A 10,737-nucleotide genomic window follows, 5' to 3' on the forward strand; every position below is an offset into this window, starting at 1 on the left:
GTTGCGGTGCGCCGAGGACGATCCACTACCCTTGGCGACCGTGACGTTCATCCCCGCGCCTGCTCCCGATCACACCGCCTCGTTGCGGGCCGCCGTTCGCTACGGCGTTCTCGGCCTGATCGTGCTGGCAGTGGTCGGTTCCATCGTTGCGACCCTGCTCGCAGGTATGCCCGGTCTCTACGGCGCGCTGTTGGGCGCGGCGGTCGGCGGAGGGTTCATCCTCTGCACGGCCCTCGGGGTGTTGTTCACGGCCAAGCTTCCCGCCATGACTGCGGGGGCGGTGCTGCTCGGTACCTGGCTGTTGAAGATGATCCTCGCGATCACGGTCCTGGCAATCCTGAAACCGCTCGACTTCTACGACAAAACGGCGTTGGTATTGGTCATCGTGTTGTCCTTGGTGATCGTGCTCGGTGCGGAAACCTATGGGGTACTTGGCGTGAAGGCCCCGTACGTGGAGCCACGCGCGGCGGGCGATGCCGAACCGGGGGAGAAGGACGCCCAGTAGTACTACGGGATGTAGTAAAATTGAATCGAGCCGGACCCCGTCTACACAACGTCGTAGATGACTTGATAAGGTCTGGGTCAAGCGAGAGCAATGAGACGGCGAGTAAGTTACTGGCTGGTATTGCATGCTTGCAGGCGGTCGCACTTTCAAGGCCGCCGAGTCGACGAGAGTCGCCGACACCGACAGACGCTGGACTCCCTGGAGTCCACAGCAGCTGACGAATACGCGAGTCGAGCTTGTCGACTTGTTTGATCGTCAATGTCCGATCGAACCGCAGTCAACGAAGGCTGCGGACCGACTACGGGAGAGAACGCTGAGCGTCATCAACGTGGCTGCTGGAGAATTCCATCCGCCTTCCCTGAACGACTTCTTCCCGCCCGCGGTCCTGTTCGAAGGGACTCCGTTCGAACTCGACCGCCTGATGCTGGTTCGCATCCTGCTGTCCGCCCTCATGATGATCTTCTTCGTCATCGCGATGCGCAGCCCGAAGATCATTCCCCGTGGTGTCCAGAACATCGGCGAGATCGCTCTCGACTTCGTCCGGATCAACATCGCAGAAGAGATTCTCGGCAAGGAACAAGGCAAGCGCTTCCTGCCCGTCATCACGACGATCTTCTTCCTGGTGCTCGCCAGCAACCTCGGCAGCATCATCCCGTTCATCAACATCTCGCCCAACGCGCGTATCGGCATGCCGTTGGTGCTCGCTGCCCTGGCGTACATCGTCTTCAACTACGTGGGCATCAAGAAGTACGGGTTCTTCAAGTACGTCAAGAGCAGCATCGTGGTTCCCGGCGTCCCGCTTCCCCTGCACTTCCTGCTCGTGCCGATCGAGTTCATCTCCACCTTCGTCCTGCGGCCGTTCACGCTCATGGTGCGTCTCATGGCCAACATGCTGGCCGGCCACATCCTGCTGGTGCTGTTCTTCAGTGCCACCCAGTTCTTCTTCTTCACCTCAGGTGGCTTCCAGGCCGTGTTCGGTGTTGCATCGCTCGCCGCCGGCATTGCATTCACCTTCTTCGAACTGCTGGTGATCTTCCTGCAGGCCTACGTCTTCGCGCTGCTCACGTCGGTGTACATCGACCTGGCTCTGCACGCGGATTCGCACTAGCACCAACATCTCCACGACCAGCTACACCAAGAACTGAGCCTCCCGCCGAATCCGGCGGAGGTCAACAGAAAGGGAACGGAACACCATGAGCCTCGCCTACCTCGCTCAGGAAGCTGTCCAGGAAACCAACTCGACGGGATTCGGAGCCATCGGCTACGGTCTCGCCGCGATCGGCCCCGGCATCGGCGTGGGCATCGTTGTCGGTAAGGCGATCGAGGGTATGGTTCGCCAGCCCGAGATGGCCGGACAGGTTCGTACCACCATGTTCCTCGGTATCGCCTTCACCGAAGCCCTCGCGCTGATCGGCCTCGTCGCCGGCTTCATTTTCTAAGACCGTCATGGCAACCAACATCGCATTGCTCGCGGCAGAGGAAGAGACACACAACCCTCTCCTGCCCGCGACGTATGACATCGTTTGGTCGCTCGTCTGCCTGCTCGTCGTCGGCTTCGTCTTCTGGAAGTACGTCCTTCCGATGTTCCAGAAGGTCCTTGCCGAGCGAACCGAACAGATCGACGGCGGCATCAAGAGGGCCGAAGAAGCCCAGGCCGAGGCGAAGGCGGCGCTCGAGCAGTACCGTGCCCAGCTCGCCGAAGCTCGCACCGAAGCTGCGCAGATCCGTGAGGACGCGCGCACCCAGGGGCAGCAGATCCTCGCCGAGATGAAGGCACAGGCTCAGGAAGAGAGCGACCGCATCGTGGCCTCCGGTCACAGCCAGTTGGTTGCTCAGCGGCAGCAGATCGTCACCGAACTGCGTGGCGAACTCGGACGCACCGCGGTCGACCTCGCTGAGAAGGTCATCGGGGAGTCGCTCTCCGACGACGTCAAGCGGGCCGGCACGGTCGACCGATTCCTGAACGAGCTCGACGCCATCGGCGCAAATTCCGCAGCAGGGAAGTGAGCACCATGTACGCAGCGAGCCGTGAGGCCTTGACGCAGACACGTGCTGCGTTGTCTTCGGCCTTGGGATCCGTCTCTGCCGGAGCAGCCACCGCGGCCGCGGCCCAGACCGGGGCAGAGCTGTTCACGGTCGTCGAGACCCTGGACGTTCAGCGCACTCTTCGCAGTGCGCTGTCGGACAACTCGGCGGCCGGGAGCGCTCGCGAAGGCCTGGCCGAGCAGGTGTTCGGTGGCAAGGTCTCCGCGGAGACCCTCGCCACCGTGAAGGCGGCGGTGGGCCAGAACTGGTCCACCACCTCCGACCTGCTCAACTCGCTGGTGCTTCTCGGTCGGGAGTCGCTGCTGAAGGCAGCGGCCGACCAGGGACAGCTCGACGGGGTCGAGGACGAATTGTTCCGTCTCGGTCGAATCGTCGCAGGTGACCCGACACTCGAACAGGCGCTTTCCGATCGATCCGTCTCGGCGAAAGCCAAGCGTGACCTGCTCTCCAAGCTGCTGTACGGCAAGGTGACTGCAGTCACGGAGGCGCTGGCCGTTCAGGCAGTGGGCAGGTTGAAGTCGACCGCCCCCGCGGATGCGTTCGACGCATTGGCGAATCTGGCGGCAGCTCGGCGAGAAGCCGTCGTCGCGAAGGTTCGGAGCGCTTCTACACTGAGCAGTGAGCAAACCGATCGGCTGGCCGCCGCCCTCACCCGTACCTACGGGAAGCCGGTGACGGTTCACGTGGAGGTCGATCCCGAGCTCCTCAGCGGCTTGGTCGTCCGGGTGGGCGACGAGGTTATCGACGGCAGCGCAGCGGGGCGTCTCGCAGCGTTGCGGAAGTCCCTCAAGTAGTCCGCTTCCGAATCAATACCCAGATACTTCCGAAAACCAGACACCGAGAGCAGGAACAATCATGGCGGAGCTGACGATCTCCTCCGACGAGATCCGTAGCGCGATCGAGAACTACACCGCGAGCTACTCCCCGGAGGCCTCCCGCGAGGAGGTCGGCGTTGTGACCGACACCAGCGACGGCATCGCGCACGTCAGTGGCCTGCCTTCGGCGATGGCCAACGAACTGCTGGAGTTTCCCGGCGGAATCCTGGGCGTTGCCCTCAACCTCGACGCCACCGAAATCGGTGCCGTCATCCTGGGTGACTACGCGGACCTCCAGGAGGGCCAGGAAGTCAAGCGGACCGGCGACGTTCTGTCGGTTCCCGTCGGCGACGGCTTCCTCGGACGCGTCGTGGACCCCCTCGGCCAGCCGATCGACGGCCTGGGCGATATCGAGAGCAACGAGACCCGCGCCCTCGAACTGCAGGCAGCATCCGTACTCGAGCGCCAGCCCGTCGAGGAGCCGCTGCAGACCGGCATCAAGGCCATCGACGCCATGACGCCGATCGGCCGCGGACAGCGTCAGCTCATCATCGGCGACCGCAAGACGGGCAAGACCGCCGTCTGCATCGACGCGATCCTGAACCAGAAGGCCAACTGGGAGTCCGGCGACGAGAAGCAGCAGGTTCGCTGCATCTACGTCGCGATCGGCCAGAAGGGCTCGACCATCGCGGGCGTCAAGGCTGCCCTCGAGGAGCAGGGCGCGATGGAGTACACCACCATCGTCGCCGCCCCCGCATCCGATTCCGCCGGCTTCAAGTGGCTCGCTCCGTACACCGGTTCCGCCATCGGCCAGCACTGGATGTACCAGGGCAAGCACGTTCTGGTCGTATTCGACGACCTGACCAAGCAGGCCGAGGCCTACCGCGCCATCTCGCTGCTGCTGCGTCGCCCGCCGGGACGTGAGGCTTACCCCGGTGACGTCTTCTACCTCCACTCCCGTCTGCTGGAGCGTTCGGCGAAGCTGTCCGACGCGCTCGGCGGCGGATCGCTGACGGCGCTGCCGATCATCGAAACCAAGGCGAACGACGTCTCGGCGTACATCCCGACCAACGTCATCTCCATCACCGACGGTCAGGTGTTCCTCGAGTCGGACCTCTTCAACAAGGGTGTTCGTCCCGCCATCAACGTCGGTATCTCGGTGTCCCGTGTCGGTGGTGCCGCGCAGACCAAGGGCATGAAGAAGGTGTCCGGCTCGCTTCGCCTGGAGCTGGCACAGTTCCGTGAGCTCGAAGCATTCTCCGCGTTCGCGTCGGACCTCGATGCCGCGTCGAAGGCGCAGCTCGAGCGTGGTGCTCGCCTGGTCGAGCTGCTCAAGCAGGATCAGTACAGCCCCATTCCCGTCGAGGACCAGATCGTCTCGATCTACCTCGCCGGTGAAGGCGTCTTCGACAGCGTTCCCGTCGGTGACGTGCGCCGGTTCGAGACCGAGCTGCTGGAAGACCTGCACCGCAGTGCCTCCGACGTGTACTCGAGCATCAAGGGTGGCAAGGCGCTCGACGCCGACAACGCCGCCGCACTGATCAAGGCCACCGACAAGTTCAAGGAAGGCTTCCTCGCATCCGACGGAAGCCGGGTCGTGAACGAGGCCGAGGCCGAGGCGCTCGACGCCAACGAGGTCGGGCACGAGCAGATCAACGTCAAGCGCACCACCGTCAGCAAGTGAGCGCCCAGTCCATGACACTGCGTCGCACCACCCCGGGGACGCCGCGAAACATGAAGGGAGAGTGATCGATCGATGGCAAGCATTCTCGAACTGCGGTCTCGTATCAAGTCGGTCAACTCGACCAAGAAGATCACCAAGGCCCAGGAGCTGATCGCGACCTCGCGCATCACCAAGGCTCAGGCCCGGGTCGCTGCGTCGAAGCCGTATGCCGAGGAGATCACCAAGGTCCTGACGGAGCTGGCAAGTGCGTCGGCGTCGTTGGATCACCCGTTGCTCAACGAGCGCGCCAACGCCAAGCGTGCTGCCGTCCTGGTTGTCACCAGCGACCGCGGCATGTGCGGTGGGTACAACTCCAACGTCCTCAAAGAGGCCGAGGAACTGTTCCAACTGCTGCGCAGCGAGGGCAAGGACCCGGTCATCTTCGTGCTCGGTGCCAAGGGCCTCGGCTACTACACGTTCCGTGGTCGCGACCTGGGGGCTGCGTGGACCGGGTTCTCTCAGGACCCCGGTTACTCCGATGCTGCCAAGGCGAGCCGCCACCTGGTGGAGCTCTTCATGGCCGGATCCGGCTCCGAGATTCCCGCCTACAACGGCGAGGGCACCATCGAAGGTGTCGACGAACTGCACATCGTCTACACCCGCTTCGTGTCGATGCTCACTCAGTCTCCCGAGGTGCGGCGGATGGCTCCGCTGGACGTCACGGTCTCCGAGGAGAACATCGAACTCGGTGAAGACATGCTGTCGAACGGTCACCGGAACGACGAACCGGTCGCCGGATACAACTTCGAGCCGGAACCCGACAGGTTGCTCGGTGCCCTGCTGCCGAAGTACATCAGCACCCGCATCTACTCCTCGCTGCTGGATGCTGCGGCGTCGGAGTCGGCTGCCCGTCGTACCGCCATGAAGGCGGCGACGGACAACGCAAACGAACTGGTGAACACTCTCAGCCGTCAGGCCAACCAGGCTCGCCAGGCCCAGATCACCCAGGAAATCAGCGAGATCGTCGGCGGCGCGAATGCGCTCGCCTCGAGCGCAGGAAGTGACTAAGCAATGACCGCAGCAGTAACCGAAACAAACGGGGCAGGTTCGGATTCGTCCGTGGCCGGCCGCGTCGTGCGGGTCATCGGTCCCGTCGTGGACGTTGAATTCCCGCGTGGCTCCATTCCTGAACTGTTCAACGCCTTGCATGCCGAGATCACGCTTCCCTCGGTCGCCAAGACGCTGACCCTCGAGGTCGCGCAGCACCTCGGTGACAACCTGGTGCGCACCGTCTCCATGCAGCCGACCGACGGCCTCGTCCGCGGCACCTCGGTGGCCGACACGGGCAAGCCGATCTCGGTTCCCGTCGGCGACGTCGTCAAGGGCCACGTCTTCAACGCACTGGGCGACTGCCTCGACGCTCCCGGCACGGGACGCGACGGCGAGCAGTGGGGCATCCACCGCAAGCCGCCAGCCTTCGACCAGCTCGAGGGCAAGACGGAGATTCTCGAGACCGGTATCAAGGTCATCGACCTCCTCACCCCGTACGTCAAGGGTGGAAAGATCGGTCTGTTCGGTGGTGCCGGTGTCGGCAAGACCGTTCTGATCCAGGAAATGATCACCCGTATCGCCCGCGAGTTCTCCGGAACCTCGGTGTTCGCAGGCGTCGGTGAGCGCACCCGTGAGGGCACCGACCTTCACCTCGAGATGGAAGAGATGGGCGTCCTTCAGGACACCGCCCTCGTCTTCGGCCAGATGGACGAGCCGCCGGGAACGCGTATGCGCGTCGCCCTGTCCGCACTGACCATGGCGGAGTACTTCCGCGATGTCCAGGGCCAGGACGTTCTGCTGTTCATCGACAACATCTTCCGTTTCACCCAGGCCGGTTCCGAGGTGTCGACCCTGCTCGGTCGTATGCCTTCGGCCGTGGGTTACCAGCCGACCCTGGCTGACGAGATGGGTGAGCTGCAGGAACGAATCACCTCGACGCGTGGTCGCTCCATCACCTCGCTTCAGGCGATCTACGTGCCCGCCGACGACTACACCGACCCGGCGCCGGCCACGACGTTCGCGCACCTCGATGCGACCACCGAGCTGTCGCGACCGATCTCGCAGATGGGTATCTATCCCGCTGTGGACCCGCTGAGCTCCACCTCCCGGATCCTCGAGCCCGGCATTGTCGGTGCCGAGCACTTCCGGGTGGCCAACGAGGTCAAGCGAATCCTGCAGAAGTACAAGGAACTGCAGGACATCATCGCCATCCTCGGTATGGACGAACTGCAGGAAGAGGACAAGGTCCTCGTCGGCCGTGCCCGCCGTCTGCAGAAGTTCCTCGGCCAGAACTTCATCGTCGCCGAGAAGTTCACCGGTGAGCCCGGCTCCGTGGTGCCGCTCCGCGACACCATCGAGGCGTTCGACCGCGTCTGCAAGGGCGAGTTCGATCACCTGCCCGAGCAGGCGTTCAACAGCTGCGGTGGACTCGACGACGTCGAGGCTGCAGCCAAGAAGATCGCCGGGAAGTAGTCGACGATGGCTGAAATGACCGTGGAACTCGTCGCTGTCGAGCGACGGTTGTGGTCTGGTTCGGCGACTCTCGTCAGCGCACAGACGACCGAGGGTGAGATCGGTGTCATGCCTGGTCACGAGCCTGTCCTCGGACAGCTCGTGGAGGGTGGCGTCGTCGCGATCACGACAGCCGACGGCGAGCGGATCGTGGCAGCTGTGCACGGCGGCTTCCTTTCCGTGACGGCGAAGTCTGTCACGATCCTCGCCGAGTCCGCCGAACTCGCGGAGGACATCGACGTGGAGGCCGCCCGGGCGGTGCTCCAGGAGAGCGGAGACGATCTCGAGGCGATTGCTGTCGCCAAGGGTCGAGTTCGCGCCGTAGAGCGCGCATAGGTTACACGAGACAGACCGCGACGGAGCCGACGAACAGTGACAATCGGAATGACTGTGTTGATCATTCTGGTTGTGCTGCTCGCCGCCTTCGTCGCGGTCTTTCTCTATCGTCTGGCTGTTCTTCGTCGCGGTGGAACCGCGGCTATTCTCCGCGTGGCGCCTTCCGCGGGGGACACCGGATGGCGTCACGGCGTCATTCGTTACGGCGAGGGCTCCCTCGTCTTCTTCAAGTTGTCGAGTTTGCGTCCCGGCCCTGATTCGCGCATCGAGCGGCAGGGGATCGAAGTCGAAGGCCGTCGTAAACCAGAGGGCTCCGAGTTCGACATCATGTCCGACGAAATCGTCATCCTGTCCGTGAAGGACCGAGGCGCCGCGTACGAGATCGCCTTGGACGGTGGAGCTTTGACCGCGTTCCTGTCGTGGGTCGAATCTCGTCCGTCGGGCCGATCGGTACGCGGACGCCGATTCTGATCAGGCTTTCCCCGCTCCCGGTTTCCAGAGCACGTCTCCTTCGGGATTCGCGACCCGTCCCACGATGAAGAGCAGATCCGAGAGTCGGTTGAGGTACTTCGCCGGCAGCGCGTGAGTGTTCTCGGGATGTGCGTCGACAGCGGCCCACGCCGATCGCTCCGCACGCCGTGTCACGGTTCGCGCAACGTGGAGCAGCGCTCCCAGTGGGGTTCCGCCGGGCAGTATGAACGAATTCAGGGGTTCGAGGCGCTCGTTCAGCTCGTCGCACCAGCGTTCGAGCCGGTCGATGTAGTCGGCGGTGATACGCAGCGGTGGATACTTGGGTTCCTCGACCACCGGGGTGGACAGATCGGCACCGGCATCGAACAGGTCATTCTGTACCTGCCGCAGAATCGACAGGATCTCCTCGGGGGGATTCCCCAGCGCCACAGCGACGCCGATTGCGGCGTTCGCTTCATCACAGTCCGCATACGCGACGAGGCGGGAATCGTTCTTCGGTACGCGGGAGAAATCGCTGAGTCCGGTGGTCCCGTCGTCGCCGGTCCGGGTGTAGATCTTGGTGAGGTGTACGGCCATAGCGTTACGGTACCGGCCTCCGAGGTCGGTGCCGCTGGCTCTAGGCTGTGCTTCGTGAGCGAACGCTTCCTTGTTACCGGCGGTAACCGTCTCGTAGGTGAAGTGTCTGTCGGGGGCGCCAAGAACAGTGTTCTGAAGCTGATGGCGGCGGCGCTGTTGGCTGAGGGCACCACCGTCGTGACCAATTGCCCCGACATCCTGGACGTTCCTCTGATGGCCGACGTCCTGCGCGGCCTCGGGTGCGACGTGGTTCTCGAAGATTCGTTGGTTCGGATCACGACGCCGGCGGAGCCGAAATATCACGCGGACTTTGCCGCAGTTCGCCAGTTCCGAGCATCGGTGTGTGTGCTGGGCCCCTTGGTGGCGAGGTGCAAACGCGCGGTGGTCGCTCTGCCCGGCGGCGACGCCATCGGATCCAGGCCACTCGATATGCACCAATCCGGACTTCGGTTGCTGGGCGCGCAGAGCACGATCGAACACGGATGTGTCGTTGCCCAGGCAGACGATCTGCACGGAGCCAACATTCGGCTTGCGTTCCCGTCTGTGGGGGCGACGGAGAACATCCTCATGGCCGCTGTTCTCGCCAAAGGCGAGACGGTGATCGATAATGCCGCGCGTGAGCCGGAGATTGTCGACTTGTGCAACATGCTGATCCGCATGGGAGCCAAAATCTTGGGAGCGGGCACGTCGACGCTCACCATTCAGGGCGTCAACCAGCTCGAACCGACCACACACCGCGTCATCGGTGACCGCATCGTGGCCGCGACGTGGGGGATCGCCGCGTCGATGACGAGGGGGGACGTCCGGGTCCGTGGCGTCAACCCGAAACATCTCGGCTTGGTTCTGGACAAGTTGCGGGTCGCGGGGGCAGAGGTCACCGCGGAGGCGGACGGATTTCGGGTGGAGCAGAAAGCTCGTCCCACCGCTGTCAACTTCGCGACGCTGCCGTATCCGGGCTTCCCCACAGACCTGCAGCCCATGGCGATCGGTCTTGCAGCGGTGGCTGAAGGGACCTCGATGATCACGGAGAACGTGTTCGAGGCCAGGTTCCGCTTCGTCGAGGAAATGATCCGGCTGGGGGCCGACGCGCGGACGGACGGACACCATGCGGTGATCCGCGGTATACCGCTGCTGTCGAGCGCTCCCGTGTGGTCCTCCGACATCAGGGCCGGCGCCGGATTGGTGCTTGCCGGCCTTGTGGCAGACGGAGTGACAGAGGTGCACGACGTGTTCCACATCGACCGCGGCTACCCATATTTCGTCGAGAACCTGCAAGGCCTCGGAGGCCAGATCGAGCGTGTCGACGCCGGATCCTGACGGGTTCGCAGCCGATTCACCCCAGTGGTCGCGGGGTGAGTCGGGCGTCACAGTCCTCGAGGCGGCGACCGAAGGACCGAAGTTGCTGGAAGCCAACCGATTGACCAGCGCAAACGGGGCTGAGCGCCTCGGCGACCTGGGGATTTGGCAAGTTGTTTCCCGTCGCGTAACTTATTCGAAGTCAGAGCGACACGGACACCGACTCCGCCTGCAAGGGCTGGGACACGAGGTTGGACGAAGACGCCTGGTAATCCGAAGTCACAGCGTGTTGTATGGTTGTGCTTCAACCCATGATCTTCTTGTTCAGCACCCTGGTTTGCTCCGGTGTGGCTGGTAAGATAGCCTGGGAAAGTTGCCCCGGAGCGGCTAGCGAGTGTGCTGGTGGTGATGGTGTGTGCGTGTTCTTTGAGAACTCAACAGTGTGTCGATGAATGTCAGTGCCAAAT

The 10,737-nt window shown here is 63.4% G+C and carries 12 protein-coding genes; 11 read left to right on the top strand and 1 reads right to left on the bottom strand.

All coding sequences use genetic code 11. The features are described 5' to 3' along the window. Positions 1 to 31: 31 nt before the first annotated feature. The 10 genes from ACH49N_RS21965 to ACH49N_RS22010 all read left to right on the top strand — a co-directional run bounded on the left by ACH49N_RS21965 (position 32) and on the right by ACH49N_RS22010 (position 8,398). Positions 32 to 505 carry a hypothetical protein gene (locus ACH49N_RS21965; protein ID WP_159921206.1) on the top strand — a complete coding sequence of 158 codons (474 nt, stop codon included), beginning with the start codon at positions 32 to 34 and terminating at the stop codon, positions 503 to 505. A gap of 328 nt (positions 506 to 833) precedes the next feature. Then, entirely contained in the window at positions 834 to 1,613 is a 780-nt protein-coding gene (gene atpB, locus ACH49N_RS21970) for a F0F1 ATP synthase subunit A (RefSeq protein ID WP_109334994.1), read from the top strand. A gap of 85 nt (positions 1,614 to 1,698) precedes the next feature. After that, complete coding sequence (locus ACH49N_RS21975; protein ID WP_005252955.1) at positions 1,699 to 1,944, top strand: ATP synthase F0 subunit C; 246 nt, start codon at positions 1,699 to 1,701, stop codon at positions 1,942 to 1,944. A gap of 7 nt (positions 1,945 to 1,951) precedes the next feature. Next, positions 1,952 to 2,512: a F0F1 ATP synthase subunit B gene (locus ACH49N_RS21980; protein ID WP_109328699.1), complete on the top strand. Its 561-nt coding sequence runs from the start codon at positions 1,952 to 1,954 to the stop codon at positions 2,510 to 2,512. A 5-nt stretch (positions 2,513 to 2,517) separates the two neighbouring features. Next, complete coding sequence (locus ACH49N_RS21985) at positions 2,518 to 3,345, top strand: F0F1 ATP synthase subunit delta (RefSeq protein ID WP_201453549.1); 828 nt, start codon at positions 2,518 to 2,520, stop codon at positions 3,343 to 3,345. Between the two features lie 61 nt (positions 3,346 to 3,406). Beyond that, positions 3,407 to 5,050 (top strand): F0F1 ATP synthase subunit alpha, encoded by a 1,644-nt coding sequence (gene atpA / locus ACH49N_RS21990; RefSeq protein WP_109328703.1) that lies wholly within the window; start codon positions 3,407 to 3,409, stop codon positions 5,048 to 5,050. 72 nt (positions 5,051 to 5,122) lie between these two features. Beyond that, positions 5,123 to 6,097: a F0F1 ATP synthase subunit gamma gene (locus tag ACH49N_RS21995; protein ID WP_109328705.1), complete on the top strand. Its 975-nt coding sequence runs from the start codon at positions 5,123 to 5,125 to the stop codon at positions 6,095 to 6,097. A gap of 3 nt (positions 6,098 to 6,100) precedes the next feature. Then, a complete protein-coding gene (atpD, locus tag ACH49N_RS22000; RefSeq protein ID WP_109328707.1) occupies positions 6,101 to 7,552 on the top strand; it encodes a F0F1 ATP synthase subunit beta in 1,452 nt (483 codons plus the stop codon). A gap of 6 nt (positions 7,553 to 7,558) precedes the next feature. After that, entirely contained in the window at positions 7,559 to 7,927 is a 369-nt protein-coding gene (locus ACH49N_RS22005; protein WP_109328709.1) for a F0F1 ATP synthase subunit epsilon, read from the top strand. Between the two features lie 48 nt (positions 7,928 to 7,975). Beyond that, positions 7,976 to 8,398 (top strand): DUF2550 domain-containing protein, encoded by a 423-nt coding sequence (locus ACH49N_RS22010; protein ID WP_109328711.1) that lies wholly within the window; start codon positions 7,976 to 7,978, stop codon positions 8,396 to 8,398. Here the strand turns inward: ACH49N_RS22010 and ACH49N_RS22015 are convergent, their stop codons facing one another. Next, positions 8,399 to 8,974 carry a cob(I)yrinic acid a,c-diamide adenosyltransferase gene (locus tag ACH49N_RS22015; RefSeq protein ID WP_250777222.1) on the bottom strand — a complete coding sequence of 192 codons (576 nt, stop codon included), beginning with the start codon at positions 8,972 to 8,974 and terminating at the stop codon, positions 8,399 to 8,401. Positions 8,975 to 9,028: 54 nt separating this feature from the next. On the opposite strand from ACH49N_RS22015, the gene murA reads away from it, so the two are divergent. Next, entirely contained in the window at positions 9,029 to 10,291 is a 1,263-nt protein-coding gene (gene murA / locus ACH49N_RS22020) for a UDP-N-acetylglucosamine 1-carboxyvinyltransferase (protein WP_358277432.1), read from the top strand. The last annotated feature ends 446 nt before the right edge of the window (positions 10,292 to 10,737 follow it).

Source organism: Rhodococcus sp. NPDC019647, from assembly GCF_044389235.1.
In the GTDB taxonomy this organism is placed as follows: Bacteria; Actinomycetota; Actinomycetes; order Mycobacteriales; family Mycobacteriaceae; genus Rhodococcus_F; species Rhodococcus_F oxybenzonivorans.

Bases quoted from the DNA above. Each gene is read 5' to 3' on its own strand.
- ACH49N_RS21975 (WP_005252955.1), top strand. From the start codon at position 1,699: ATGAGCCTCGCCTACCTCGCTCAGGAAGCTGTCCAGGAAACCAACTCG.
- ACH49N_RS21980 (WP_109328699.1), top strand. From the start codon at position 1,952: ATGGCAACCAACATCGCATTGCTCGCGGCAGAGGAAGAGACACACAAC.
- ACH49N_RS21985 (WP_201453549.1), top strand. From the start codon at position 2,518: ATGTACGCAGCGAGCCGTGAGGCCTTGACGCAGACACGTGCTGCGTTG.
- atpA (WP_109328703.1), top strand. From the start codon at position 3,407: ATGGCGGAGCTGACGATCTCCTCCGACGAGATCCGTAGCGCGATCGAG.
- ACH49N_RS21995 (WP_109328705.1), top strand. From the start codon at position 5,123: ATGGCAAGCATTCTCGAACTGCGGTCTCGTATCAAGTCGGTCAACTCG.
- atpD (WP_109328707.1), top strand. From the start codon at position 6,101: ATGACCGCAGCAGTAACCGAAACAAACGGGGCAGGTTCGGATTCGTCC.
- ACH49N_RS22005 (WP_109328709.1), top strand. From the start codon at position 7,559: ATGGCTGAAATGACCGTGGAACTCGTCGCTGTCGAGCGACGGTTGTGG.
- ACH49N_RS22010 (WP_109328711.1), top strand. From the start codon at position 7,976: ATGACTGTGTTGATCATTCTGGTTGTGCTGCTCGCCGCCTTCGTCGCG.
- ACH49N_RS22015 (WP_250777222.1), bottom strand. From the start codon at position 8,974: ATGGCCGTACACCTCACCAAGATCTACACCCGGACCGGCGACGACGGG.